The 26264-nt window shown below is 68.5% G+C and carries 22 protein-coding genes; 11 read left to right on the forward strand and 11 right to left on the reverse strand.

All coding sequences use genetic code 11. The annotated features are described in order from the left end of the window. Positions 1 to 335 precede the first annotated feature (335 nt). From BJQ95_RS15885 to BJQ95_RS15895, 3 genes are all read right to left on the reverse strand, one after another. On the reverse strand, positions 336 to 4232 hold the full coding sequence (locus BJQ95_RS15885) for a DNA-directed RNA polymerase subunit beta' (protein WP_130176763.1): 3897 nt from the start codon (positions 4230 to 4232) through the stop codon (positions 336 to 338). A 44-nt stretch (positions 4233 to 4276) separates the two neighbouring features. Next, positions 4277 to 7768 carry a DNA-directed RNA polymerase subunit beta gene (rpoB, locus tag BJQ95_RS15890; RefSeq protein ID WP_130176762.1) on the reverse strand — a complete coding sequence of 1164 codons (3492 nt, stop codon included), beginning with the start codon at positions 7766 to 7768 and terminating at the stop codon, positions 4277 to 4279. 681 nt (positions 7769 to 8449) lie between these two features. Beyond that, complete coding sequence (locus BJQ95_RS15895; RefSeq protein WP_165384868.1) at positions 8450 to 8614, reverse strand: hypothetical protein; 165 nt, start codon at positions 8612 to 8614, stop codon at positions 8450 to 8452. A gap of 20 nt (positions 8615 to 8634) precedes the next feature. Here BJQ95_RS15895 and BJQ95_RS15900 point away from each other — a divergent pair, with 20 nt between their 5' ends. The 4 genes from BJQ95_RS15900 (at position 8635) to BJQ95_RS15915 (ending at position 12922) form a co-directional block, all read left to right on the forward strand. Beyond that, positions 8635 to 9504, forward strand: a complete 870-nt coding sequence (locus BJQ95_RS15900; RefSeq protein WP_130176761.1) for a spermidine synthase — start codon at positions 8635 to 8637, stop codon at positions 9502 to 9504. Between the two features lie 297 nt (positions 9505 to 9801). Next, positions 9802 to 10554: a hypothetical protein gene (locus BJQ95_RS15905; protein ID WP_256041416.1), complete on the forward strand. Its 753-nt coding sequence runs from the start codon at positions 9802 to 9804 to the stop codon at positions 10552 to 10554. Positions 10555 to 11225: 671 nt separating this feature from the next. Next, positions 11226 to 12431 carry a sorbosone dehydrogenase family protein gene (locus BJQ95_RS15910; protein ID WP_130178435.1) on the forward strand — a complete coding sequence of 402 codons (1206 nt, stop codon included), beginning with the start codon at positions 11226 to 11228 and terminating at the stop codon, positions 12429 to 12431. Next, positions 12431 to 12922: a SprT-like domain-containing protein gene (locus BJQ95_RS15915; protein WP_130178436.1), complete on the forward strand. Its 492-nt coding sequence runs from the start codon at positions 12431 to 12433 to the stop codon at positions 12920 to 12922. The genes BJQ95_RS15910 and BJQ95_RS15915 overlap by 1 nt, the downstream gene beginning before the upstream one ends. Positions 12923 to 13221: 299 nt before the next feature. Here BJQ95_RS15915 and BJQ95_RS15920 read toward each other — a convergent pair whose 3' ends face one another. The 4 genes from BJQ95_RS15920 to BJQ95_RS15935 all read right to left on the reverse strand — a co-directional run bounded on the left by BJQ95_RS15920 (position 13222) and on the right by BJQ95_RS15935 (position 16742). After that, complete coding sequence (locus BJQ95_RS15920) at positions 13222 to 13524, reverse strand: DUF427 domain-containing protein (protein ID WP_130178380.1); 303 nt, start codon at positions 13522 to 13524, stop codon at positions 13222 to 13224. Between the two features lie 122 nt (positions 13525 to 13646). Continuing rightward, a complete protein-coding gene (locus BJQ95_RS15925) occupies positions 13647 to 14348 on the reverse strand; it encodes a phosphosulfolactate phosphohydrolase (protein WP_130178381.1) in 702 nt (233 codons plus the stop codon). A gap of 472 nt (positions 14349 to 14820) precedes the next feature. Then, on the reverse strand, positions 14821 to 16086 hold the full coding sequence (locus BJQ95_RS15930; protein ID WP_130178382.1) for a hypothetical protein: 1266 nt from the start codon (positions 16084 to 16086) through the stop codon (positions 14821 to 14823). A gap of 209 nt (positions 16087 to 16295) precedes the next feature. Beyond that, entirely contained in the window at positions 16296 to 16742 is a 447-nt protein-coding gene (locus BJQ95_RS15935) for an EVE domain-containing protein (RefSeq protein WP_240694830.1), read from the reverse strand. A 43-nt stretch (positions 16743 to 16785) separates the two neighbouring features. Between BJQ95_RS15935 and BJQ95_RS15940 the strand changes: the two genes are divergently transcribed. From BJQ95_RS15940 to BJQ95_RS15960, 5 genes are all read left to right on the forward strand, one after another. After that, positions 16786 to 17337: a hypothetical protein gene (locus tag BJQ95_RS15940; RefSeq protein ID WP_130178383.1), complete on the forward strand. Its 552-nt coding sequence runs from the start codon at positions 16786 to 16788 to the stop codon at positions 17335 to 17337. A 4-nt stretch (positions 17338 to 17341) separates the two neighbouring features. Beyond that, a complete protein-coding gene (locus tag BJQ95_RS15945; RefSeq protein ID WP_130178384.1) occupies positions 17342 to 17977 on the forward strand; it encodes a DUF1684 domain-containing protein in 636 nt (211 codons plus the stop codon). A gap of 312 nt (positions 17978 to 18289) precedes the next feature. Beyond that, positions 18290 to 19843, forward strand: a complete 1554-nt coding sequence (locus BJQ95_RS15950) for a DEAD/DEAH box helicase (RefSeq protein WP_256041417.1) — start codon at positions 18290 to 18292, stop codon at positions 19841 to 19843. 553 nt (positions 19844 to 20396) lie between these two features. Beyond that, a complete protein-coding gene (locus tag BJQ95_RS15955) occupies positions 20397 to 20888 on the forward strand; it encodes a GNAT family N-acetyltransferase (RefSeq protein ID WP_130179357.1) in 492 nt (163 codons plus the stop codon). A 172-nt stretch (positions 20889 to 21060) separates the two neighbouring features. Beyond that, positions 21061 to 22029 carry a nucleoside hydrolase gene (locus tag BJQ95_RS15960; RefSeq protein WP_130176657.1) on the forward strand — a complete coding sequence of 323 codons (969 nt, stop codon included), beginning with the start codon at positions 21061 to 21063 and terminating at the stop codon, positions 22027 to 22029. 75 nt (positions 22030 to 22104) lie between these two features. On the opposite strand, the gene BJQ95_RS15965 is transcribed toward BJQ95_RS15960, so the two are convergent. Beyond that, on the reverse strand, positions 22105 to 22692 hold the full coding sequence (locus tag BJQ95_RS15965; RefSeq protein WP_130176656.1) for an NUDIX hydrolase family protein: 588 nt from the start codon (positions 22690 to 22692) through the stop codon (positions 22105 to 22107). 201 nt (positions 22693 to 22893) lie between these two features. On the opposite strand from BJQ95_RS15965, the gene BJQ95_RS15970 reads away from it, so the two are divergent. Further along, on the forward strand, positions 22894 to 23568 hold the full coding sequence (locus BJQ95_RS15970; protein ID WP_130176655.1) for an alpha/beta hydrolase: 675 nt from the start codon (positions 22894 to 22896) through the stop codon (positions 23566 to 23568). A gap of 129 nt (positions 23569 to 23697) precedes the next feature. On the opposite strand, the gene BJQ95_RS15975 is transcribed toward BJQ95_RS15970, so the two are convergent. Beyond that, complete coding sequence (locus tag BJQ95_RS15975; protein WP_130176654.1) at positions 23698 to 24138, reverse strand: DUF5997 family protein; 441 nt, start codon at positions 24136 to 24138, stop codon at positions 23698 to 23700. A gap of 123 nt (positions 24139 to 24261) precedes the next feature. Between BJQ95_RS15975 and BJQ95_RS15980 the strand changes: the two genes are divergently transcribed. After that, positions 24262 to 25059, forward strand: coding sequence for a LysR family substrate-binding domain-containing protein (locus BJQ95_RS15980; RefSeq protein ID WP_130176653.1), 798 nt, complete (start codon positions 24262 to 24264; stop codon positions 25057 to 25059). A 70-nt stretch (positions 25060 to 25129) separates the two neighbouring features. Here BJQ95_RS15980 and BJQ95_RS15985 read toward each other — a convergent pair whose 3' ends face one another. Together BJQ95_RS15985 and BJQ95_RS15990 are read right to left on the reverse strand one after the other, a co-directional pair. Next, complete coding sequence (locus BJQ95_RS15985) at positions 25130 to 25813, reverse strand: GyrI-like domain-containing protein (protein ID WP_256041418.1); 684 nt, start codon at positions 25811 to 25813, stop codon at positions 25130 to 25132. Between the two features lie 54 nt (positions 25814 to 25867). Then, on the reverse strand, positions 25868 to 26248 hold the full coding sequence (locus tag BJQ95_RS15990; protein WP_130176652.1) for a VOC family protein: 381 nt from the start codon (positions 26246 to 26248) through the stop codon (positions 25868 to 25870). Positions 26249 to 26264 lie beyond the last annotated feature (16 nt).

Raw genomic sequence — 26264 nt, forward strand, 5'->3', positions numbered from 1 at the left:
GGTCTTCATGGGGCTCAGCGTAGCCGCAGGATGGCGCCGGTCGCTGGCTGAGACTGTCGAAATCGGTGAACATGCGTGCAATCTGCGATCAGCCCACGGGGCATCCAGCGACGGCCGTTTATGGGGAAATAGGTCGGAAAATAGGATCGAATCTTCAATTCCGTCCTTCCAAAGTCACTTTTTCCTTTTTACCGGCGTGCGGGATCTCGACAAGCTCGATCAACGTGGGGCTCGATCAACGTGGGGCTCGATCAACGTGGGGCTCGATCAACGTGGGGGTTAACGGGGAATGGCCCCCTGCCGAAGCAGGGGGCCATCCTCAGAATCACACTCGGTTAGTTGTACGTACCGGGGGTGAAGTCGTCCGACGAGAAGCTGTCGAAGTCGACGAAGCTCAGGTCACCCTCGGTGAACGCTGCATCATCGGTGAAGATGCGGTTCGGGTAACGCTCAGCCTTGGCTTCATCCGTTGCCTCGACGTTGACGTCGCGGTAGCGGGGAAGACCGGTGCCGGCCGGGATCAACTTACCGATGATCACGTTCTCCTTCAGGCCCATCAGCGGGTCGCTCTTGCCTTCCATGGCCGCCTGGGTCAGAACCCGGGTGGTCTCCTGGAAGGAAGCGGCGCTCAGCCACGACTCGGTTGCCAGCGAAGCCTTGGTGATACCCATGACTTCCTGACGAGCCGAAGCCGTCTTCTTGCCCTCGGTGAGCGCGGTGCGGTTGAGTTCGTTGTACTTCAACCGGTCAACGAGCTCGCCCGGCAGCAGGCCGGTGTCGCCGTGCTCCACAACAGTCACCTTGCGAAGCATCTGACGAACGATGACCTCGATGTGCTTGTCGTGAATCGGCACGCCCTGCGAACGGTAGACATCCTGCACGCCACCAACGAGGTGCTTCTGCACCGCGCGGACACCCTTGACTCGAAGAACTTCCTTCGGGTCGACGGCGCCGATGATGATCTGCGTGCCGAGCTCCACGTGCTGGCCATCCTCAACGAGGAGGGTCGCACGCTTGAGCACCGGGTAAGCGATGGCTTCGTCACCGTTGTCGGGGGTCAGGATCACCTTGCGGCTACGATCCGTGTCCTCGATGGTGATGCGGCCGGCAACGTCGACGATCGGCGATGCACCCTTGGGGGTACGCGCCTCGAAGAGCTCCTGCACCCGGGGCAGACCCTGGGTGATGTCGTCTGCGGATGCGGAACCACCGGTGTGGAAGGTACGCATGGTCAGCTGCGTGCCGGGCTCACCGATCGACTGTGCGGCGATGATGCCGACGGCCTCTCCGATGTCCACGAGCAGGCCGGTAGCAAGCGAACGGCCGTAGCAGACCGCACACACACCGACAGCAGACTCGCAGGTCAGCACCGAGCGCACCTTGATGTTCTCGACGCCGGCGGCAACCAGCTTCTCGATCATCACGTCACCGACGTCGTCACCGGCGTCAGCAACGACCTCGCCCTTGGCGTTGACCGCGGGGGCGGCCAGGCTGCGAGCGTAAACCGCGTTCTCCACGTTGGGGTGGCGCAGCAGGTTGCCCGCGGCGTCGAACGTGGCGATCGGCAGGTCGAGACCCTTGGTCGTACCGCAGTCGTCTTCACGGATGATGACATCCTGCGAGACGTCGACGAGACGACGCGTGAGGTACCCCGAGTCAGCGGTACGCAGAGCAGTGTCGGCCAGACCCTTACGAGCACCGTGAGTAGCAATGAAGTACTCGGCGACGGACAGGCCTTCGCGGTAGCTCGAGATAATCGGGCGAGGGATGATCTCACCCTTCGGGTTGTTGACCAGACCACGCATACCGGCGATGTTTCGCACCTGCAGCCAGTTACCACGAGCACCAGAGGTGACCATCCGGTTGATCGTGTTGTCAGCCGGGAAGTTCGCCTGCATGGCCGCGGCGACGTCTTCGGTCGCCTTGGTCCAGATCTGGATGAGCTCCTGACGACGCTCGAGGTCGGTCGTGAGACCCTTCTCGAACTGCGTCTGAACCTTCGCGGCCATCTTCTCGTACGTACCGACGATCTCCTTCTTGTTCGGAGGCGTCAGGATGTCGCTGAGCGCGACGGTCACACCGGAACGGGTGGCCCAGTAGAAGCCGGCGTCCTTGATGCGGTCGAGCGTTGCCGCTACTTCCACCTTCGGGTACCGCTCTGCCAGGTCGTTCACGATGGCCGAGAGGGTGCCCTTGTCGGCAACCTTCTCGAAGTACGGGTAGTCAGCCGGCAGCGCCTCGTTGAAGATGGCGCGGCCCAGCGTGGTGTTCACCAGCACGGTTCCCACAGCCTGACCATCGACCAGCTCGACACCATCGGGCTGGGTGCCCTCGGTGAAGTACAGGTCGGTGATGCGGATGCGCACCTTGGCGTTCAGGTCGAGCGACTTCTGGTCGTGGGCCAGGATGGCCTCCGAGACAGAGGTGAACGCGCGGCCTTCGCCGGTGACGCCTTCCTTGAGCGTGGTCAGGTGGTGCAGACCGATGATCATGTCCTGTGTGGGCAGGGTCACCGGACGACCGTCGGACGGCTTCAGGATGTTGTTCGAGGCGAGCATCAGGATGCGCGCTTCGGCCTGGGCCTCCATCGACAGCGGCAGGTGCACAGCCATCTGGTCACCGTCGAAGTCGGCGTTGAACGCCGCACAGACGAGGGGGTGCAGCTGGATGGCCTTACCCTCCACGAGCTGAGGTTCGAAGGCCTGGATACCGAGGCGGTGCAGCGTGGGTGCACGGTTCAGCAGAACCGGGCGCTCACGGATGATCTCCTCGAGCACGTCCCAAACCTGCGGGCGCGAACGCTCCACCATGCGTTTGGCGGCCTTGATGTTCTGAGCGTGGCTCAGGTCGATCAGGCGCTTGATCACGAACGGCTTGAAGAGCTCCAGCGCCATCTGCTTGGGCAGACCACACTGGTGCAGCTTCAGCTGCGGGCCGACGATGATGACCGAACGGCCGGAGTAGTCAACACGCTTACCGAGCAGGTTCTGACGGAATCGACCCTGCTTACCCTTGAGCATGTCGCTCAGGGACTTGAGGGCGCGGTTACCGGTACCCGTGACCGGGCGGCCACGACGACCGTTGTCGAACAGCGCGTCAACAGCCTCCTGCAGCATCCGCTTCTCGTTGTTCACGATGATCTCTGGAGCACCGAGGTCAAGCAGACGACGCAGACGGTTGTTGCGGTTGATCACACGACGGTAGAGGTCGTTGAGGTCGCTCGTGGCGAAACGGCCACCGTCGAGCTGCACCATCGGGCGCAGTTCCGGCGGGATGACCGGCACGACGTCGAGCACCATCGCGGCCGGCGAGTTGCCGGTCATGATGAACGCGTTGACGACGCGCAGACGCTTGATGGCGCGGATCTTCTTCTGACCCTTGCCCTCGGCGATCTGCAGGTGCAGGTTTTCGCTCTCGGTGACCAGGTCGAAGGCCTCGAGGCGCTTCTTGATGGCCTCGGCGCCCATGTAGGCCTCGAAGTACATGCCAAAGCGGTCCTGGAGCTCGTGGAAGACGGAGTCCTCCGGCTTCAGGTCGCCGACCTTGAGGGTGCGGAAGTCTTCCCACACACGCTCGAGGTGAGCGATCTGCTCGTCGGCCGACTTGCGGACCTGGGACATCTCCTTCTCGGCGGCGTCCTTGGTGCGCTTCTTCTGGTCGCTCTTGGCGCCTTCGGCCTCCAGCGCTGCGAGGTCGGTTTCCAGGCGCTGCAGGCGGTCGGCGATGCGGGAGTCGCGTGAGCCTTCGAGGGTCTTGATCTCGAGGCGCAGTTCGTTCTCCAGCCCAGGCATGTCCTGGTGGCGACCGTCTTCGTCGACCTCGATGACCATGTAGGCGGCGAAGTAGATGACCTTTTCGAGGTCCTTCGGAGCCATGTCCAGCAGGTAACCGAGACGCGAGGGCACACCCTTGAAGTACCAGATGTGCGTGACGGGGGCGGCGAGTTCGATGTGGCCCATGCGCTCACGGCGCACCGACGACTTCGTGACCTCTACGCCACAGCGCTCACAGACGATGCCTTTGAAGCGCACTCGCTTGTACTTGCCGCACGAGCACTCCCAGTCGCGGGACGGTCCGAAGATCTGCTCTCCGAAGAGGCCATCCTTTTCGGGCTTGAGCGTGCGGTAGTTGATGGTTTCGGGCTTCTTGACCTCACCGTGCGACCAACGACGGATGTCGTCAGCGGTGGCCAGGCCAATGCGAAGCTCGTCAAATGTTGTTACGTCGAGCAATTTCTCTCCTTGGAAAGTTTTCGAGTATTCGTCAGTGGCCTGGTTTAGATGTCGTCGATTGACGACGACTCAAACCGGGTGGAAATGTTGATGCCCAGCTCCTCCGCTGCGCGGAAGACCTCGTCATCCGTGTCGCGCAGGCTGACTGCGGTTCCGTCGGCCGAGAGCACCTCGACGTTCAGGCACAGCGACTGCATTTCCTTGATCAGAACCTTGAAGCTCTCGGGGATACCGGGTTCCTGAATGTTCTCGCCCTTGACGATGGCTTCGTACACCTTGACGCGGCCGAGGATGTCGTCCGACTTGATGGTCAGGAGTTCCTGCAGGGCGTAAGCGGCTCCATATGCTTCGAGCGCCCACACCTCCATCTCACCGAAACGCTGTCCACCGAACTGCGCCTTACCACCCAGCGGTTGCTGCGTGATCATGGAGTACGGACCCGTCGAGCGTGCGTGGATCTTGTCGTCGACAAGGTGGTGCAGCTTCAGGATGTACATGTATCCGACCGCGATGGGCATCGGGTACGGCTCGCCGGAGCGGCCATCGAACAGCTGCGTCTTTCCGGTCGAGTCGATCAGGCGGTCGCCGTCGCGAGTCAGAGTCGTCGAGTCGAGAAGACCGGCGATTTCCTCCTCGAGGGCGCCGTCGAACACCGGGGTCGCGACCTTGGTGTTCGGGGCGGCGCTGTGCGCGGCTTCGGGAAGACGGCCGGCCCACTTGGGCTTGCCCTCAACCTGCCAGCCCTGCTTGGCGATCCAGCCGAGGTGGGTCTCCAGCACCTGACCGAAGTTCATGCGACCGGGGATGCCCAGCGGGTTCAGGATGATGTCGACCGGGGTTCCGTCAGCGAGGAACGGCATGTCCTCGACCGGCAGGATCTTGGAGATGACACCCTTGTTACCGTGACGACCGGCGAGCTTGTCACCCTCGGTGATCTTGCGCTTCTGGGCGATGAAGACCACAACACGCTGGTTGACGCCCGAGCCCAGCTCGTCGTCGCCATCCTGCGAGTCGAAGACCTTGACACCGATGATGGTGCCACGCTCACCGTGGGGAACCTTCAGGGAAGTGTCGCGAACTTCGCGGCTCTTCTCGTTGAAGATCGCGCGCAGCAGGCGCTCCTCGGCGGAAAGCTCGGTCTCGCCCTTCGGCGTGACCTTGCCCACGAGGATGTCGCCGGGGCGAACCTCGGCACCGATGCGGATGATGCCACGCTCGTCCAGGTCTGCAAGCAGATCCGGGGAGACGTTGGGCAGGTCGCGGGTGATCTCTTCCTTGCCCAGCTTGGTGTCGCGCGCGTCGACTTCGTACTCTTCGATGTGAATCGAGGAGAGAACGTCGTCCTTCACCAGGTTCTGGCTCAGGATGATGGCGTCCTCGAAGTTGTGACCCTCCCATGACATGAATGCCACGAGGAGGTTCTTTCCGAGAGCGAGCTCACCCTGGTCGGTAGCGGGACCATCGGCGATGACCTCGCCGGCCTCGATACGGTCGCCGGCGTTGACGATGACACGGTGGTTGTAGCTGGTGCCCTGGTTGGAGCGGCTGAACTTGCGCAGGTAGTAGTCCTGCGTTCCGCCCTCGTCGAGCTGGATGGTGACGACGTCAGCCGACACCTCCATGACCACACCGGGCTTCTGTGCGGTGAGCACGTCACCGGCGTCGATGGCCGCGAAGCCCTCCATACCGGTTCCGACCAGCGGGCTGTCGCTGAGCAGCAGCGGCACAGCCTGACGCTGCATGTTGGCACCCATGAGTGCGCGGTTAGCGTCGTCGTGCTCGAGGAAGGGGATGAGGCTCGTTGCGACCGAGACCATCTGGCGCGGCGAGACATCCATGTAGCCGATGTCTTCTGCGGGGAAGAGGTCAACCTCGCCACCCTTCTTACGGGCCAGAACGCGGCCCTCAGCGAAGCGGGCGGCCTTGGTCAGCGGGGCGTTGGCCTGCGCGACGATGTACTCGTCTTCCTCACTTGCGGTGAGGTAGTCGATCGTCGTGGAGACGACACCGTCGATGACACGACGGTACGGGGTCTCGATGAAACCGAAGGCGTTGATCCGCGCGAACGAGGCGAGCGAACCGATCAGGCCGATGTTCGGGCCTTCAGGGGTTTCAATCGGGCACATGCGGCCGTAGTGGGACGGGTGAACGTCTCGCACCTCGACGCCGGCGCGGTCACGGGACAGACCACCCGGGCCCAGCGCGGACAGGCGACGCTTGTGCGTGAGGCCGGCGAGCGGGTTGTTCTGGTCCATGAACTGCGACAGCTGGCTCGTACCGAAGAACTCCTTGATCGCCGCGACGACGGGGCGCACGTTGATCAGGGTCTGCGGGGTGATCGCTTCGATGTCCTGCGTGGTCATGCGCTCGCGAACGACACGCTCCATGCGGGACAGGCCGGTGCGCACCTGGTTCTGGATGAGCTCGCCGACGGCGCGGATACGACGGTTACCGAAGTGGTCGATGTCGTCGATGTCGATGCGGATGTCGGTCTCGACACCCTCACGGCTGCCGCGGATCGTGGTCTGGTTGTCGTGCAGCGCAACCAGGTACTTGATCGTGGCCAGGATGTCCTGGAGCGTGAGAACGGAGTCGGTGAGCGGCGCCTCGAGGCCCAGCTTGCGGTTGATCTTGTAACGACCAACCTTGGCCAGGTCGTAGCGCTTGGAGTTGAAGAAGAAGTTGTCCAGCAGCGCACGCGCGGCCTCGGCGGCCACCTGCTCGCCCGGGCGGAGCTTGCGGTAGATGTCCTTGAGGGCTTCTTCCTTGGTGAGGATGTTGTCCTTCTCCAGGGTGAGCTCGATGGACGCGAAGCCCTTGAACTCCTCGAGGATCTCTTCGGAGGTGAGTCCGAGGGCCTTGAGGAACACCGTGACGGACTGCTTGCGCTTGCGGTCGATGCGAACGCCGACCTGGTCGCGCTTGTCGATCTCGAATTCGAGCCAGGCACCACGGCTCGGGATGACGCGGGCGGAGTAGATGTCCTTGTCGGAGGTCTTCTCCTGCTCGCGGTTGAAGTACACACCCGGGGAGCGCACCAGCTGCGACACGACGACACGCTCGGTGCCGTTGATCACGAAGGTGCCCTTGGGGGTCATCAGCGGGAAGTCGCCCATGAACACGGTCTGGGTCTTGATCTCACCGGTGAGGTGGTTCATGAACTCAGCGTTCACATACAGCGGTGCGGAGTAGGTCTTACCCTTTTCCTTGCACTCGTCGATGGTGTACTTCTCCGGCTCGAGCTCCGGGTTGGTGAAGGACAGCTGCATCGTTTCGCTGAGGTCCTCGATCGGAGAGATCTCCTCGAAGATCTCGTCGAGGCCGGTGCGGGCGTTCAGGTCGTTACGACCTGCGGCCTGCGCCTCGGCGAGGCGGGCTTTCCAGATGTCGTTTCCGACAAGCCAGTCAAAGCTCTCGGTCTGCAAAGCCAGCAGATCGGGAACCGTGAGGTTGTCAGAAATCTTTGCGAACGAAAGACGGCCAGCAGCTCGTCCGTTCTTGGGTGAATTGGTGGTTGCGTTGCGCGCAGCAGCCAAGGAAGTAACCTCCGTGGACCCCGTCAGGTCTAATCACTGTTAGTAATTTGGTATGGACTCCGCAGATCCTGGGCGGGGATGCCCATCCTCCATGTGAGGACATCCGGCTCAGAAATGTGCTGCAAGGTGGCTTGAGCACGCAAAGCCGACCGCAATATGAAGGCAGAGTTAAATCTGGAAGCGCAAAGATCAACTATATGCCGTTGACGCGCTCGTGTCTACCGGAATGTTGACCTTCGCCAAATTCTCAGGTATAACCCGGTTTCGCGCGGCCGGCTGGAGCGGCAGGGCGGGGTGTTGAGTTGCTCCATTGTGCCCCATCCGGCGGGTCCGTGCGTTCATTCGGCGCGTGTGTCGGGTTGAGCTCGCCCATCCGCTGGTCGGGCTCCCCGATCTGCCGGGCGAATTGCCACTTGACGCCCTTTGCGGGCTGCGGAAGGGGCGTCACGTGGCAACTCACCCCACGCCCTGGTGGCGAATCGCCCGTTGAGGCCCATTGCGGGCTGCCCAGGGGGCTCGAACTGGCAAGTCGGCGCAGGCCGCCGTGCCGTGCCAGATCATGCCGGCGCCCGCGTGCGGCTCGCGACGTGCCGCCACGTGCCCCCTCCGCGCCGCCAAGGGGGCCTCCTGCGCTAGTTGGGCGAGCGGAAGCGAGCGGAAGCGAATGCCGGGCGCCGCGCGCTACGGGGCGAGGGGATGCGAGCGGATGCGGATGCCGAGCGTCGCGCGCTTCGGGGCGAGGGGATGCGAGCGGATGCGAATGCCGAGCGTCGCGCGCTTCGGGGCGAGAGGATGCGAGCGGATGCGAATGCCGGGCGTCGCGCGCTTCGGGGCGAGGGCGGGCATGGGGCTGTCAGACTGGGGGCATGAGCAGGGGCGAGCACGAACATCCGACGATCACGCTGAAACTGAGCGGGCACCAGGCCGTGATCGAGCCCGACCGGTTCACGCCGGGCAGCTACCAGCTCGTGGTCGACGGCACCCCGCAGTCGCACGTGAACATCGACAACCCCGACGAGCTGTTCTTCGAGTACATCCAGCGCATCGGACACGTCATCGACCTGATCGGCGACCCGGGCGAGGCCATCACGGCCGTGCACCTGGGAGCCGGCGCCCTCACGCTGCCCCGCTATGTGGAGGCGACCCGGCCCGGCTCACGGCAGCAGGTGGTGGAGATCGAGAGTGACCTCATCGACTTCGTGCGTGCCGAGCTGCCCTGGGACAAGCGCGCCAACCTGCGCGTGCGGCACGGCGATGCCCGCGAGGTGCTCGGCAAGCTGCCCGCCGGACTGCACGGCTCCGTGGACCTGCTGGTGGTCGACATCTTCTCGGGCGCCCGCACCCCCGCGCACGTGACCAGCCGGGAGTTCTACGAGCTCGCCGCTCCCCTGTTGTCACCGCGCGGCGTGCTCGCGGTGAACGTGGCGGATGGGCCGGGCCTCGCGTTCGCCCGCGGCCAGGCGGCCACCCTGTCGGCGGTGTTCGGCCACGTGATCGGCCTGGCCGAGACCCAGGTGCTCAAGGGACGCCGGTTCGGCAACATCGTCTTCGTCGCCGCGCACACCCCGCTCGACCTGCACTGGGTGCCGCGGCTGCTGGCCGGCGGCCCGCATCCGGCGAAGGTGGTCGAGGGCGCCGAACTGGCCCAGTTCCTGGCGGCCGCGTCGGTGTCCACGGATGCCACGGCCACGCCGTCGCCACTGCCCGGCCGCACGGTGTTCCAGATCGGCAACTAGTGCTCGCAGCTTCGGCTGCGGGATGGCCCGGCTGCGAGATGGCCCAGACTGCGGGATTGCCCGACTGCGGGTTGGCCCAGACGGGTCACTGTTCCCGAATCGGACAAGTGCATCCGGCGCACCTGGACCAATTGTCCGCACGGGTAACAGTACGGCGGCTGCAGCGGCGGCGGCGACTGCGGGTTGGCCCAGACGGGTCACTGTTCCCAAATCGGACAAGTGCATCCGGCGCACCGGGACCAATTGTCCGCACGGGTAACAGTAAGGCGGCTGCAGCGGCGGCGACGGCGGGGGGGGATGCCGGGCGGGTGCGCGACGGCGGCGGCGGGCGGATGCGGCGGCAACACGCCCGGCGGCCGCAGCGCGCATCCGTGCACGGCGGTCGGGGAAGGGGCCGCTCCGGGGCGCAATGGTCGGGGCCACACCCCCGATCGGGCGTCAGAGCCCCAGGCGCCGGGTTACGCTGGAGGGGAACCCGACCTCCCCGCGGCACCCCACGGCCGCCCTGTCAAGGACATCATCCTGACCATCATCACTGGCTACGACGCCGTCACCCTCCGGGAAAAAGTCGACCTTCCTGCCGCCGAAGAACGTCTCAACGAACTCGGCCAACTCCGCAGCCTCTCGGCGCTGAACGAAAAGGTCACGCTGCTGCGCCTGCTCGACCGCCTGGACGACGCCTTCGAGATCGCCAACCAGGCGTTGCGCCAGGCCCGGTTCACCGGTGACCGGCAAGACTTCGTGTTGTGCCGCATCCGTCGCGCCCAGGTGATGCAGTTTCAGGGCAAGCTCGAGGAGGCCGCGTCCGAGCTGACCCAGTGCGTGCTCGAATCAGAGACGCACGAGTGGAACCTCACCGCCGCGTTCGCCCGGGAGACCCGCGGCAAGGTGCACTTCGACCAGGAGGACCTCGACGGCGCACTGGCCGATTTCACTGCGGCAGTGTTCCTGCGCGACAAGTCCGGCGCCTCGCCGGATGAGCTGGAGAGCGCCCTCATCGCGGTGGCCGTGGTGGAGTCGTTCATCGGCGAGCGCCGCGCCCTGCTCTGAGCCAGCCGTCGCCGTGTCGCACCGGGCCGGTTGTGAAAATGTTCTGCGGGCTACCCGACCGTACGAAGAGCTGCGCCGTGCCGTGCCGTGCGGTGCCGTGCCGTGCGGTGCCGTGCCGTGCGGTGCGGTGCCGTGCCGTGCGGTGCGGTGCACGTTCGGGGCACGTTCGGGGCACGTTCGGGGCACGTTCGGGGCACGTTCGGGGCACGTGCGGGGCACGTGCGGGGCACGTGCGGGGCGCGCGGGGGCACGTGCGGGGCGCGCGGGGCACGCGCCGGTACGCGGGTGGCGCGCCACCGGCATAACGGCGCCTGACCCGCATGACGTCATCCGGCCGAGGTATGCGGGGCACGCGCCGGTATGCGGGGCACGCGCCGGTACGCGGGGCACGCGCCGGTATGCGGGGCACGCGCCGGCATGCGGGGCACGCGCCGGTATGTGGGGCACGCGCCGGTGTGCGGGTCGGTTACGCGGGATGCGGGGGCAGCGCCGGTACGCGGGTGGCGCGCCAGGCGCATAGCGGCGCCTGACCCGCAGATCGGGATCTGGCCGGGGAAACGGCATCCGCCCGGCCGGTACAGGGCCCGGCGGTGAGCCGCCGCGGCCGCAGACTCGGGCCACCGGCTCGAATCTGAGAAATTCCAAGGCTTTCGTGGCATTCTGCAGGAGATATGCATCACAGACGGGTTTGGGGCGGCGTGGTCGCCGCGGGCATGGTGACACTGTTGTGCGCCTGCGCGGCCAGCGCTCCCCTGCCGAGCGCCAGCACCACCACGCCGGCGCAGCCGAGCCTCGAGGCCACCGCCCCGGCGACGGATGCCGCGCCGGTGCGCCCGTCCGGTGAGCCCGTGGTGATCGCGGAAGGGCTCGACGCCCCGTGGTCGATCCTGCGGTTGCCCGGCGGCGCGACCCTGATAAGCGAACGCGACACGGCCCTCGTGCGCGAGTTGCTCCCGGACGGCAGCCTGCGCGACGCCGCAACGGTCGCCGACGTCGATCCGAACGGCGAGGGCGGGCTGCTCGGGCTGGCCTACCTGCCGCTGACCGGCGCCGACGGCACCGTCAGCGACGAGCCGCGCCCGGATCCGATGCCGGAGGGCACCCCCGACGCGGCGACAACCCTCGACCGCGGCTGGGTCTACGCGTACTACACCGCCGCATCCGACAACCGCATCGTGCGGATGCCGCTGACCGGCACCGCGGGCAGCATCGGCCTGGGCGCGCCGGAGCAGGTGCTCACCGGCATCCCCGCCGCCGGCAACCACAACGGCGGGCGCATCGGCTTCGGGCCGGACGGCCTGCTCTACGCCACGGCCGGCGATGCCGGCGACACCGACAACGCCCAGGACCTCGGCTCGCTGGGCGGCAAGATCCTGCGGATGACCCCCACCGGCCAGGTGCCGGCCGACAACCCGTTCGGCAGCCTGGTCTACTCCTATGGACACCGCAATCCGCAGGGGATCGCGTGGGATTCGTCCGGGCAGCTTTGGGCGAGCGAATTCGGCCAGAACACCTGGGACGAACTCAACCTGATCACTGCCGGCGGCAACTACGGCTGGCCCCTAGCGGAGGGCTCGGACGGTGGCGCCGGCTTCACCGACCCGGTGCGGCAGTGGTCCACCGACGAGGCGAGCCCGAGCGGCCTGGCCATCGTCAACGACACCGTGTTCATGGCCGCCCTGCGCGGCGAGCGGCTCTGGCGCATCGATCCCTCCACAGGCACCGTCGACGGCTGGTTTGTCAACAGCTTCGGGCGGCTGCGTGATGTGGTGTCCGGCCCCGATGGCACACTGTGGTTCGTGAGTAACAATACGGATGGCCGCGGCACCCCCGCCCCCGGCGACGACCGTCTCTACCAGGTGGAGGTGAGGCCCTGATGGCCGATCTGTTGCGGGTGCGCCGCTGGGCTGACGCGCTCATCACCCTGCACCTCGATGCCAGCTGGAGCTTCGACTTCGACAACGCCAAGAAGCGGGCCGGGCTGTGCAACTTCACCGCGAAGAAGATAACCGTGTCGCGCTACCTCGCCGCGCGGTACGGCGACGACGAGATCCACCAGATCCTGCTGCATGAGGTGGCGCACGCTCTGGCCGGCGCCCGGGCCGGGCACGGCCCGGTCTGGCGGAACGTGGCGGTCGGCCTGGGCTATGACGGCAAGCGCACCCACGACGGCGAGATCGCCGACGATCTGGCCCCGTGGGTGGGCATCTGCGCCGCCGGCCACACCCACTACCGGTATCGGCAGCCGACGCGTCCGTTGGCCTGCGGTCTCTGCGGGCGCGGCTTCACCGCCGCGCACGTGATCACCTGGACCCGGCGCGAGATCACCGCGGCCGCCCGGCGCCAGGCCGCCGCCGCCGCCCGCTGACCTGCCGCCCGCCCGCTGACCCACCTCCCGCCCGCTGAACTGCCACCGGCTGCAGACCCGCCGCCCGCCCGCCCGCTGACCCACCTCTAGCCGCACCGCCGTGGGTACGCATCCGCTCGGTGCCGTCGGTGCGCGGCGCGGTGCGGGGGCGGTGCGGGGGCGGTGCGGCGGCGAGCGTGGCGCGGCGGGGTCGTGCCGCTAAGTGTTTCCCGGCGTGCGGACAAATGGTCCCGGCGTACCGGGACCATTTGTCCGCACGGCGAACAGTTGGGGCGTAAGTTCCGCGGCGAAGCGTGGGACTAGTCGACGACCCTGAGGTCTTTCCAGAACGCGACGTAACCGCTGTAGTCCTGGCCGACCCTATCGAACGAGCTCGGGGTAGGGGTGGGGTAGCTGAACGCCCCGTCGGTGACGCTGGAGGTGCCGTCGCTGACGGTGAAGTACTGGCACGCACCCTTCCACGAGCAGGTGTAGGCGGTGTCGGTGGGAGTGAGCAGCCCCGCCGTGATGCTGGACGGCGGGAAGTACCAGTTGCCCTCGATCTTGATCAGGTCTTCCTGAGCGGCTTCGGCCACGATCGTGCCGTTGAGTACTGCCTTCATTGCGTTCTCCTTACGGTGGTGCGGATGGGCGGGGCCGCGCAGTCGCGCGCGTGCCGGGTGCAACGCCGACCGGCGCGCCCGCATTCCCGGCCGCCTGTGGCCGGATACCCGCACCTCGCCGGTCAGGCAGGGAAGAGGAAGTCGGTCACCACGTCGACGTCGTCGGGGCCGACCCCGGCGTCAGTGCTCTGGTCCGTCGCAGCGCCCTGGTCCGTCGCAGCGCCCTGGTCCGTCGCAGCGAGGGCCTGACCGGTCTCAGCGAGGCCCTGGCCGGTCTCGGCTACGGCCTGGCCGGCCTCAACAACGGGGCGGCCGGTCGCAACGACGGCCCGGCCGGTCTCAGCGACGGCCCGGCCGGTGTCGGCGAGGGCCTGGCCGGTCTCGGAGGCCTTGACCAGGTGCTTCACGGCGCGCCGCAGACCCACGTAGCTCGCGGCCGCGGCGGCGGCTTCAGGCGAACAGTGGTCGATGCCGAGCGCGGCGAGGGCGTCGATCACGGCGCCGGCCACGAGCTGGTCCTCCATGGCAAAACGGATGCTGCCGTCGGCGCGGCTCTCCCCCACCGCGACGACGGCCACGGAGAACCTGTGTCCTTTCTCGGCCTGGCGGGCGAGCGCCCACTCGGCCACGAGGGCGCTGGTGCCGAGGTCGGCGACGATCACGGTGTGGGCGGCCAACTTGGTGGGGAAGCCGCGCGCGGCATCGACCGGCGGCAGGGCGTCGGCGAGCACTATCACGTCGGCATCCGCGGCGAGGGCCTGGAAACCGGCGAGGCCCCAGTCGAATCGGACCTGGTACTTGATCTGGGGCTGGGCGTCGCTCACCCGTTCAGAATACCGGCGGCGGCTTGAGTCCGGTCAGAATTCTCGTCACGAAAGGACACAGCGGGCCCGGTCCCGAGCGGGCTGTCCCTCCGAGATGCCCTCCTGCGGTCGAGTTACTCCTCCACAGCGGGCAACTCGTCGGCAGGTGGGCACCTCGGTGCCGGCGCTGCCCGCGGGAACCCGGTATGCACCGCGGCACTGGCGTCCGGCGGCCACCACGTGGGCGTCCCGGTGACGAGGAGGCCGGCGGCCACCACGTGGGCGTCCCGGTGACGAGGAGGCCGGCGGCCACCACGCGGGCATCCCGGCGACGAGGGACCCGGCGGCCACCACGCGGGCATCCTGGCGACGAAGAGGCCGACTGCTGCCACTTGGGCATCTCGGTGACGAGGGATCCGGCTGCTACCACGTGGGCATCCCGGTGACCACGGAGCCGGCCGCTACCACCTGACGCAGCGCCCAGAGGAACCCGTCAGGGGGCGTCGTAGTGGGCGAGGGCGTCCGCGTCGGTGGCGTGAGTCATGGCCCGTCGGGCGGCGTCGAGCGCGGTGACCGGGTCGGCCTCGGCCTCGGCGAGGGCCAGCTGGCGTTCGGCCTCGGCCAAACGGGTGCGGGCGTCGGCGCCCACTCGGCCCCGGTTGGCGGTGATGAAGTCGCGGGTGATGCCGATCTGGCTGCGGGCGGCCAGGCGGGCACCCACGAAGGCCTCCCGGGCGTTGTCGAGCCGCAACTGACGATTGCGGGCCTCGGAGCGGGTGACGTCGAGTCCGTCGAGGGCCTCGCGCAACCTGGCGAGGTCGGCGGCCGGGTCGCTCACCCGGCCGGGGCGGCGCAGCTCGGCCACGACGGCGTCGGCGTCGGCGATGACCCGGTTGAGTTCCGTGCTGGTCTCGGACTCCTCGTGCCGATCGCGCAGGGCACGCGCCTCGGCCAGTTCGGTCTCGGCGCCGACGAGGGCGGTGCCAAGGCTGGCGAAGGCCACGTGCAGCTGGTCTTCGCCGGTTTCGATGGCGTCCAGCAGGGTGGTCGCAGTGAAGAGGCCGTGCTCGGCGGCGCTGACCTGGTCGCCGACGGGCTCGGTGGCGCCGGCGGCGAGGCGTGCATCGGCGGCATCCGCGGCCCGGCGGCCCTCGGCGATGGCGGCGCGGGCCCGCTCCACATTCCCGCTGATCGCGGCCAACGCGGACGCGGAGTAGGTGGTGGCTAGGCGGGCGAGAGTGGCGGTACCGCCGGCGAGCCGGTCGGTGGCGCGGTCGAGGCGGCGGCGCAGCTGTTCGAGTTGCAGCGGGGCGTTCTGCTCGACGACCCGTTTGGTGTCGAACTCGCGGGTCTGGGCGTTCAGCCGGTTGGTGGCCTCGTCGGCGAGCCGGGTGATCTGCTCGGTCCACTGCCGGGTCTGCGTGTCGGTGTCCGGCACGCCGTCGTCGAGTTTCTGCTTCAGCGCGAACGCCTCGCGTAGCTGGCGCTTGGAGTCGTCGAGGGCGGCGGCGAAGTCGGCGGTGGCCCGCTCGCCGAATTGCGCGACGGCGAAACCGAGCTCGTCGGTGGCGGCCTCGATGAGATCATCCGCCCGCACCAGGCTGATCGCCGCGGTGCGCGCCCGCTCGGCGATCTCGGCGTTCTCGGCCGCGCGGATGCTTCGGGCCTTGCGCCGGTACGCGGCGACCAGCAGTGCGATCACGCCCACGACTACGCCGAGGACCACGACGGACGGGAGCCACCACAAAGCATCGGTCATGCGGCCATCCTATAAACCGAAGCTGGCGAAACCCCCGATGACAGGCCGGTCCCGCGACCGCGCTCTCTCTCACACTGACCGGCCCCTCATCCCGCCTAGACTCGCCCGATTTCGCTAGTGCGAGCCACCCGCAACCAGCAGAAACGGGCGAGTCATAATCGGCCGACGCGACTACGGACGGACGGACGGACGGACGGACGGGCGACGAGCTAGCGGCGACGGTCGTCGGCGCTGGGCCGGCGCATCTGCGCACGGATCAGGTCGAAGTCGTGCCGGCTGATCTCCAGGAGACCGCGGCGCAGCTGCCGGCCCCAGTCGGGGTCGTCGCGGGTGAGGTCGAGCACCTTCAGCAGCGGCCGGATCGACGCGGGCTCGGCATCCGGGTCGTACTGCACCCGCCGTCGCCACGGCCGGTACTCGCTGCCGGAGTCGCCCACCTGCACCACCACGTTGTCGCTCACATAGCCGATCGCGGTGAACTGGCGCAGCCGCTCCCCCTCGAACTCGGTCTTGGGCGAGTAGTACACCAACCCGTCAGACTCGTTCATGCTCTCGAGAATGTCGCGGGCGGCGAAGTTCATCTGGGCCAGGCCCATGGCCACGCTCCGCAGCACATACTCCTGCTGAACCACCCCGAGCCAGTACCGAATCGCCACGTACTAGTTGTACTGCATCGCGCCGAACGCCCAGACTGAGGGCATGCGCGTACTGCTGAAAGAGATTCTCGACTGCACCCCGGATGCCGCCTGGCGGGCCCTGGCCAGCCCAGCGGTGTTCCGCGAGGTGAGTGCCCCGCTGATGAGCGTCTCGTCGCTGGAGGCGGACGGTTTCCCCATACGCTGGTCGCCCGGCGAGCATCCGGTGGCCATGAGCGGGTTGGGCCTGGTTCCGCTGGGCGAACAGATGATCCGGCTCGAGATGCGCACCACCAAGAACGGTGTGCGCATCGTGCACGACACCGGCAACGGCGTCTCCGGCGCGATGAAAGCGGTCACCCACTGGGACCACAGCATGGCCATCGCGCCCGACCCGGCCGGCACCGGCAAGACCCTGTACCGCGACCAGCTGATCTTCTCCGCGGGCCCCGCCACCCTGGCGGTGTGGCCGGGCCTGTGGGCGTTCTGGCAACTGCGGATGCTGCGACTGAAGGCCCTGGCGCCCACCTGGCAGTACGACCTGGGCGCCGACGATCCCGCATTCGTGGCCGCGGGCGCGGCCGAGGGCTCCGAACGGAGCGACGGGCTAGCCTGACACTATGAGCACAAGCATCGGAGCCCTACAGATCGCCGACTGGCGCCGACGTGTGTTCGGGCTCTATGGCGGGGTGCGCCAGCTGAGCGCGCGCAACCCGGCCGCCGGCCACGAACTGTGGCGCTCCGGCCGCGACGAACTCTTCGCCGGGCATCCGGCCTCGCCGCTGCTGCCGGATGACCGGGCCGCGTTCACCGGCCTCACCGTCGCCGCGTACGACCCCGACTGGCGGTTCGAGGTGGAGGTGCACCGCGCTGAGGAGCCTCAGCGCATCAAGGTGGAGACCGGCACCGACGGCGTTGTGCCGTTCGACCTGGTGGGCACCGTGCGGCTGCCCTATATCGGCTCGCTCGACGTCTGGCGGCTGGCCAGCTACGGCGGCGGCCTGTTCCTGCCGCTCAAAGACGCCCTGGCCGGTAAGTCCGGCGGCACCTACGGCGGCGGCCGGTACCTGCTGGACACCATCAAGGGTGCCGACCTCGGCCCCGGCGCGGGCGACGACAGCCTGATCCTGGACTTCAACTTCGCCTACAACCCGTCCTGCGCCTACGACCCGATGTGGGCCTGCCCGCTGCCGCAGTCCGGCAACATCGTCACCGTCGAGGTGCCGGTCGGCGAGTTCTACACGCCAGTGGACTAGAACCGAAAGTCCCGGTCACCCCTCAGTTGGGGGCGATTCTGGCCTGCTGCTTGACAGCATCCGCTAGAGTAGGACTACTTGTGAGTGCGTAGTTGCGCTCACTGCGTCGTAGAACGCCCTCTTCTTTTCGATGGCCGCACCCGCACGAGTACGACTCGTTGTTGGCGGCCCACTCGATTTCCGAATGAAACTTTCTTACGGCGAACGGATGTGCCCATCGGCACCTTCGCCATGTGAATCCTCCTGGCTCCGGCCGTCGCTTCGTGCGTCACCGGTTCGAGCGAGGAGACTGATGCCCCGAAAGGCACCACTTTGTCTGAAACTTCCTTTGGCGCGCTTGGCGTGCCCGCTCCCCTCGTTGCCGTGCTCACCTCGCAGGGCATCGACAGCCCGTTCCCGATCCAGGTCGACACCCTGCCCGACACCCTCAAGGGCCGCGACGTCCTGGGCCGCGGTAAGACCGGCTCCGGAAAGACCCTCGCGTTCTCCATCCCGATGGTGTCCCGCCTCGGCGGCAAGCTCGCCGGCGGCAAGCGCCGCCCGGGCCGCCCGCTCGGCCTGATCCTCGCACCGACCCGCGAGCTGGCCACCCAGATCACCGCAGCGCTCACCCCGCTTGCCGAGGCCTACGGCCTGAACACCACCACCATCTTCGGCGGCGTCTCGCAGAACCGCCAGGTCGCCGCGCTCAAGGCCGGCGTCGACATCGTCGTGGCCTGCCCCGGCCGTCTCGAAGACCTCATGAAGCAGGGCTTCGTGAACCTCGACTCCGTCGAGATCACCGTGCTCGACGAGGCCGACCACATGGCCGACCTGGGCTTCCTGCCCGTCGTGACGCGCATCCTGGACAAGACCCCGTCCAGCGGCCAGCGCCTGCTGTTCTCCGCCACGCTCGACAACGGCGTGGACAAGATCGTGCGCCGGTTCCTGCACAACGAGGTTCTGCACTCGGTCGACGAGGCCACCAGCCACGTCTCCGCGATGACCCACCACGTGTTCGAGGTCGACACCGCCGAGTCCAAGAAGGAGCTCATCGAGAAGCTCGCTTCGGGCACCGGCCGTCGCATCCTGTTCATGCGCACCAAGCACCACGCCAAGAAGCTGGCCAAGGCGCTGACGGATGCCGGCATCCCCTCCGTCGACCTGCACGGCAACCTGTCCCAGGTGGCCCGTGACCGCAACCTCGCCGCGTTCAGCGCCGGCGATGTGAAGGTGCTCGTCGCCACCGACGTCGCCGCCCGTGGCGTGCACGTCGACGACATCGAGCTCGTCATCCACGTGGACCCGCCCGCAGAGCACAAGGCGTACCTGCACCGCTCGGGCCGCACCGCCCGGGCCGGCAGCGCCGGTGACGTGGTCACCATCGTGCTGCCCGCGCAGAAGCGCGACACCGACCAGCTGCTGCGCAAGGCCGCCATCACGGTGACCCCGCAGCGCGTGAACGCCGGCTCTGCCGCCGTGATCGCCCTCACCGGTGACGTGGCCGCATACGTCAAGCCCGTTCCCCGCGTCGAGCAGCCACATGGCCAGTCGCAGGGCGGCCGCTCGCAGGGCGCCAACGCCCAGCGCAAGCGCGTCAACCGTGACGACCGCGACAACGGCGGCCGCGGTTCGCGCGACTCCGGTGGCCGTGGCGGCCGCAGCGGCGACGCCGTTGCCGCCGGCGCCGGTGGTGGCGCTCGTCGTGAGCGCACCGAGCGTCCGGCCTCGTCCGGCCGCGGCCACGCGCCCCGCACCAATGGTTCGGGTTCCGGCCCGGGCGGCTCCGGTCGCTCCGGCGGCCTGCAGGTCGGCGGCCTTGTCCGCGGCTCCGGTTCCACCGGCGGCGGCGCCCGCCGTTCGGCTCCGCGCCGCGCGCAGGGCTAGTCAGCCCGGCCGCATCCGCTTGTACGACCCTCCGACGGGCCGGCTCCTCCGGGGGTCGGCCCGTTTGTGGTCGGTGGGTTGCGGGGTGGGGCGGAGTGGCGGGACGGATAGCCCGGGCACGCGGCCGGGGTGTGCGGGGTAGGCGCCGGTAGGCGGGTGGCGCGCCAGGCGCAGAGCGGCGCGTACCCCGCATATCTCGAGTCTCCGGTCCCCCGTCCGCTGTGGGGTGCCAGCATGCGGGGCACGCGCCAGCACGCGGGGCACGCGCCAGCACGCGGGGCACGCGCCAGCACGCGGGGCACGCGCCAGCACGCGGGGCACGCGCCAGCATGCGGGGCAGCGCGAGCGACATGGGGCGGATGGTGCGGGTCAGGCGCCGCTACGCGGGTGGCGCGCCATGCGCAGAGCGGCGCGTACCCCGCACAACTCCGAACCCCGGCTCCTCAGCCCGCGCTGCGGCCGACAGGCACCCGTCCCGCACTACCGGCGGCACACATCCGGCAGCACCGGCGGGTGGTTCGGCGGGGTCGGTGGCCGGGGTTAGGGTCGAAGTATGAACACCACCGTTGTTGTTCGGCCCGTCACTGAGACGGATGCCGACAGCCTGGGCCGCGTCCACGCGGCTTGCTGGCACGAATCCTATGACCACATCCTGAGCCGGGCTGCACTGTCGCAGCTGCACCCGGAGCGCCTCGCCCAAATGTGGCGCCGATTCTCGGTGCAGGGCCCCGGCTACCGCCACGTGGTGGCCGAGCTGGACGGCGAGATCGTCGGCTTCGCCGGCAGTGGCCCCGGCCGCGACGCCGGCAAGCCCACCGAGCACGAGCTCTACTTCATCTACCTGCTGCAGTCCCATCAGGGCAGCGGCATCGGCCAGGCTCTGTTCGATGCCGTCGTCGACCCGGGTCCCACCTACCTTTGGGTCGCCGCGGACAATCCCCGCGCGCACCGTTTCTACACCCGCAACGGCTACCTGCCCGACGGCCAGGAGCGCACCGAAGAGGTGCTCGGCGAACCGTTCCGCGAGGTGCGCCTGGAGCGTTAACGCCCCCGAAACCCTCGGCCTCAGGCCGCCCGAGAGCCCGATCCCGCCGCCCAGCGGGTCGGGCTTCTGCGTCCCGGCCCGCCGGTGACGCGCGCCCGGCCCGCCGGTGACGCGCGCCCGCCCGCCGGTGACGCCCGCCCGCCCGCCACACCCGGTCCCATAAACTTTGGGGATGCCCACGATTCCCGTCATCCTCGACGTCGACACCGGCGTCGATGACGCCCTCGCCATCCTGTTCGCCGTCGCCCACCCCGACATCGAGGTGCTCGGCATCAGCTGCGTGGCCGGCAATGCGTCGCTGGAGCGGGTCGTGGAGAACACCCTGCGGATCCTCGACGTCGCCGGAGCCCCCGACATCCCCGTCGCCGCCGGTGCGCGCCGCCCGCTGATCTCGCCGGCCCGCACCGCGTCGCACGTGCACGGCGAGGGCGGCCTGGGCACCGTGCACCTGCCGCCAGGCGACCGCACCCCGGCACCGGTCAACGCCGTCGAGCTGATGCGCCAGCTAATCACCGACAGCCCCCGCCCGGTGACCCTGGTGGCCCTGGCCCCGCAGACAAACCTGGCGCTACTGCTGCGCCAGTACCCCGATCTGGCCGAGAGAATCGAACGGATCGTGTTCATGGGCGGCTCGGCCAGCGTGGGCAACGCCACCGCCGTGGCCGAGTTCAACGTCTGGCACGACCCCGAGGCGGCGGCGATCGTGCTCGATGCGGGCATCCCCACGTTCATGTACGGGCTGGATGTCTTCAACCAGGTGCTCGTCGAGCGCGACCTCGCGGCCGGGCTCGAGACCGGTGACTCCGCCTACGGCCGGGTGGTGGGCGCGCTGCTGGCCAACCGGGTGGCCCGCAGCGAGAACAGCGCGGCCGAATACACCGGGCTGATCGGCGACGCCGGGGCGCTGTGCGCCCTCGTCGACCCGGATGGGCTGACCACCCGGCTGTTGCCCGTGCGGGTGGAACTGACCGGCTACGGCCGCGGCCAGACCATCGTGGACCAGCGCCGCCGGGTGGGCGAAGACATCCTGCACGGCACAGCCGGCATCTGGGAGGTCGTGGAGGTGGCCCTCGACGTGGACGCCCCACGGTTCGCACGCCTGTTCCTCGACACCCTCGGCCTCTCCGCCCCCGCGAACTGAGAGAAAAACACCGAAAAACCGCGCGCGAAGGTGCTTAACTCACAGTTCGCGGATGGGCGCGGGGCGCGGCTCGGGTCAGCGCAGGGCGCCGACCGAGGCCAGGGCCATGCGCAGCAGGCCGCCGCGGCCGCCTTCCATCTCGGCCGAGACCGCGTCGGTGGCGGCCTCCTCCGGGGTCATCCAGGTGAGTTCGAGGGCATCCTGGCGGGGATCGCAGGTGCCGGTGACGGGCACGACGTAGGCCAGCGAGACGGCGTGCTGGCGGTCATCCGTGAACGCGGTGATGCCTGGCATCGGGAAGTACTCGGCCACGGAGTACGGCACCGGGCTCGGCGGCAGCTGCGGGAACGCCATCGGGCCAAGGTCCTTCTCCAGGTGGCGGAACAGGGCGTCGCGCAGGGTCTCGCCGTAGAGCACCCGGCCCGAGACCAGGGTGCGGGTCATCTTGCCCTCCGGGGTGGCGCGCAGCAGCACCCCGACCTCGACGACCTGGCCCAGGCCATCCACGCGCACCGGCACCGCCTCGACGTACAGCAGCGGCAGCCGCTGGCGGATCTCGGCGAGCTCGACATCGGTGAGCCAGCCGGGATTGGTGCTGGGCGGCGGCGCGTCATCCCCGCCAGGCGTCCAGTCCGGGTCGGGGTCAGGGGTGCGCACGCTCATAGGTTCATTCTCACCCACCCGAGCGACGGATGCACCTCCAGGGGCCGCGAGCACCCCGCGACCTGTGAGAAAAGCACCTCTCCCGGCGAGTTTTCGGTGTGTTTTCGGTGCTTAAGTCACAGTTCGCGGAACGGGTGGGAGGGGGCGTGGAAGGATGGGAAGGCGCTCAGAGCGCGCCGACCGAGTGTGAGGATCGAATAGATGGCCGACAGCATCCGCCCCGAGTCGATCGACCCGGCCGCCGTGCTCTGGTCGGCCGCAGCCGCCGACCGGGTGGGACGCCCGCTGCTGCTGGTGTTGCACGGCTATGGGTCCACCGAGGGCGACCTGTTCTCGCTGGCCCCGCATCTGCCGCTGCAACCGACGATCGCGGCGCTGCGCGCACCGCTGCCGGCCGGTCAGGGCTGGTCCTGGTTTCCCATCGGGGTGCCCGGCGAGCCCGTGGGCGACGCCCTCGACGCGGCGGCCCTCGGCATCATCGAGTGGCTCGACGCCCTGCCCGAGCAACCCGCCTCGATCGGCCTGCTGGGTTTCTCGCAGGGCGGCGCCATGACCCTGCAGCTGATGCGGCACGCGCCGGAACGGTTCGCGTTCGCGGTGCAGTTGTCGGGGTTCATCGCCAGCGGAACGCATCCGGGCGACACACGGCTCGCCGAAGTCAAGCCACCGGTGTTCTGGGGCCGCGGCACCGTCGACCCGGTCATCCCCGAGGCGGCGGTGGCCCGCACCCAGGCGTGGCTGCCGGGGCGCTCCTCGCTCACCGAGCGCATCTACGAGGGGCTCGGCCACTCAATCTCGCAGGCCGAACTCGGCGAGATCGTCACGTTTTTGCGCGAGCAGTACGCGGCACCGGCGCCGACCGCGCAGACCGACTGACCGGCACCCCGACTGACCGGCACCCCCGGGCACGGATGCCCCGACGCCGAGCTGCCCCCGAACGGACGAATTGCCCCGTCCCAACGGAGCAACTCGTCCGGGGCGGGGCAACTCGGTGAAAACGGCGGGCTAGGAGCGCTTCTGGGCGGCCTTCTCGTTCTGGGCCGCGAAGCGCTCGGCGTGCGCCTTCTTGCGGGCCTTCTCGGCGTCGCGGTCCTTCACGCGGATCTGCTCCTCGCGCACCTCGAACTGGGTGGCGCGCTCGGTGACGAGCCAGGCTGGCGGCTGCTGCAGCAGCGCGAGGATCTCGGCGCTGGTGAGGGGCTCGGTCACTTCACCGCGGGCCAGGCCCGAGATCGAGACGCCGAGCTTGGCGGCGACGACCTGCTTGGGGTGCGGGCCGTTGGCGCGCAGCTCGGTGAGCCACTCCGGCGGGCTCGCCTCGAGGGCGGCCAACTCGGTGCGCGACACCGGGGCGGACTGGAACTCCTCGGGTGCTGCTTCGAGCAGAATCCCGAGCTTCTGGGCAGCCGTGGCCGGCTTCATGGTCTGGGTCTTCTTCTCGCTCATAGTTCCAGCGTATAGCCTGAGAGCACTATGGTTTCGGTGCCTTGCGCCCGGACGCCGCCAGAACGGCCGCTCGCCCGCCCATCGCAGCCGCCACCCACGCACTGACACACGTTAAACGAGAGGATGCCGGTGACCTTTTCCATTGCCTTCGTCGCCGGGGTCACCCCCACTAAATGGACCCGGATCTGGGCCGACCGCCGCCCGGAGGTCGAGCTCGAGGTCTTCCGCACCGCTATCGCCGAACAGGAGGCCGTGCTGCGCGACGGCCGCGCCGACGTGAGCCTGGTGCGCCTGCCGATCGATGTCGAGGGCCTGAGCCTGATCAACCTCTACAACGAGATCCCCGTGGTGGTCGTCGCCAAGGACCATTTCCTGGCCGACGCCGACAGCGTGGTCGTGGCCGACCTGGTCGACGAGCACCTGCTGCAGGACCCCGACGACGTCCCCGAGTGGCGCGACGCCGCCGCCGAGGTGCGCGACGGCAGCCGCCGCCCGCTCCCGCCAATGCGCGACATGGACGAGACCATGGAGCTGGTCGCCGCCGGGGTGGGCATCGTCATCCTGCCGCACTCGGTGGCCCGCTTGCACAGCCGCAAGGATGTCGTCTCCCGTCCGGTGGAGGACACCGCCGAGAGCCGCATCGCGTTGGCCTGGCGCACCGTGGACACCACTCCCGACGTGGAGGAGTTCATCGGCATCGTGCGCGGACGCACCCCCGACAGCTCCCGGAAGAACGCCGCGCTGCCCACCGACGAGCCGGTGAAGAAGGAAAAGAAGACCGCGAAGGCCAAGGCCGCCGCCAAGGCCGTGCGCGCCGCCGCGGCCGCCGCGAAGCCGGCCACCGCCCGCAAGACCCAGAGCGCCGGCCGCACCCGCAACTCCCCCAGCCCCCAGGCCGGCAAACGCCGGGGCGGTCGCTGACCACCCCCTCACGAACCCCCTCACGAACTGTGAGTTAAGCACCTATCCGGGCGCGTTTTGGGGGCTTTTCTCACAGTTCGCGGAGACGGTGGGGAGCGACCGGCTGGCGGAGGACGGTGCGCAGCTTGGCGGGGGCGACCCGGCGCGGGTCGCCGAGGTAGACCTCGTGGTGTCGGCCGCGCTCGCGCAGGCCCGCCGCGGGCAGCACCTCGCCGTGCAAGCGGGCCAGCGCGGGCGCCTCGTCGTCGTAAGAGCCCACGTGCAGCAGCTGCCCGCAGAGCCCTTCGTCGAGCCGCTCGATCCGCACCAGGTCCAGCCCGGGCAACGGTTTCTTCTTGGCGGCAGCCTTGGCACGCGCCGCCACGATGGCCTCGCCGATGGCCGCATCACTCACCCAGTCAGGCTGGCTGATCAACATGGTCCAGCTCCACGCGGCCTTGTTGCGGGCGCTGAACACGGATGCGTCATCCGCGTACCAAAGCCCCTCCAGCGGCCCCACCACCAGGTCGCGGCCGGCCCGTTTGCTCGCGAATTTCACGGTGTACGCCACCGCGTAGAGCGCCTCCACGGCCTCGGCATGGGCCGGAGAGGTGTTCGGGTCGCCGTGCCCGTCGACCGCGAGGAACCGCTGCGGCGGCACCGTCAGCGTCTCCCAGTCCCGGTTCTTCGGCGCGTACAGGGCTCGCAACTCGCGCTTCACGTCGTAGGCAACCGCCACCACGTCGGGCCCGTCGACAACCTCGGACACCCTCACCACTCCAGGCTCCCTCGCGTCACGGCGCCGTCTTTCGCGTCGAGCACCACCGGCTCAGTTCTGCAGGACCGAGAGGATGTTGCCGGCCGGGTCGGTGAACCAGGCGATCCGCGGGTCGCCGTTCGCGATGCCACGCGCGTCCTGATCGAACCCGTCGTAACGGAGGAACTCCACACCGCGTTCGGCCAGCACATCGACGGACTGATTGATGTTCGCCACGGCAAGGTTGAGGATGGTGAAGGTGGCCGGCTGATGGTCGGGCTTGGGGTACACGATCACCTCGGCGCCGCCCGGCAGCGTCAACCGCAGCAGGCCCATGCCGCCGTCCGCCACGTCGAGGCCGAGCACGTCGCCGTAGAAGCCGCGCGCCACCTCGATGTCGGGCACCGCGAATCCACTGAAACCGTGCAGGTACTCCAGATCGATGGTCGGCATGTCCGCTCCTTCTGGT

The organism is Cryobacterium sp. SO1, from assembly GCF_004210215.2.
Taxonomy (GTDB): domain Bacteria; phylum Actinomycetota; class Actinomycetes; order Actinomycetales; family Microbacteriaceae; genus Cryobacterium.